The sequence below is a fragment of the Marinobacter salinexigens genome, from assembly GCF_008370345.1.
GTDB classification, from domain to species: Bacteria; Pseudomonadota; Gammaproteobacteria; order Pseudomonadales; family Oleiphilaceae; genus Marinobacter; species Marinobacter salinexigens.
In genome coordinates, this window is record NZ_VTUU01000062.1 from 1 (window position 1) to 239 (window position 239).

Below are 239 nucleotides of genomic sequence, written 5' to 3' on the forward strand. Positions count from 1 at the left end.
GCGACATAGATTTTACATTGAAGCTCAAAAGTAGCATCATACATTACATTCGACGAAATCGGAACCCTATACAGCAAAGGTTCGATTGCGGCACGCACGCACGCAACGCAGCACCAGGAATGATGCATAGGATCWTAACCGCTTCACTTCTCGAAGTAGTCCTCGGTCCTGCCCTTGAATCCAATCTGGCCGAAGGTGAGCACGATGAACAGGCCMAGGTGCCACGTCACTAGCCACAG

The 239-nt window shown here is 50.6% G+C and carries 1 protein-coding gene; it reads right to left on the reverse strand.

What is annotated here, in order from left to right; translation table 11 throughout:
- Positions 1 to 143: 143 nt before the first annotated feature.
- Positions 144 to 230: a hypothetical protein gene (locus FWJ25_RS20680; protein ID WP_497755922.1), complete on the reverse strand. Its 87-nt coding sequence runs from the start codon at positions 228 to 230 to the stop codon at positions 144 to 146.
- Between the last annotated feature and the right edge of the window lie 9 nt (positions 231 to 239).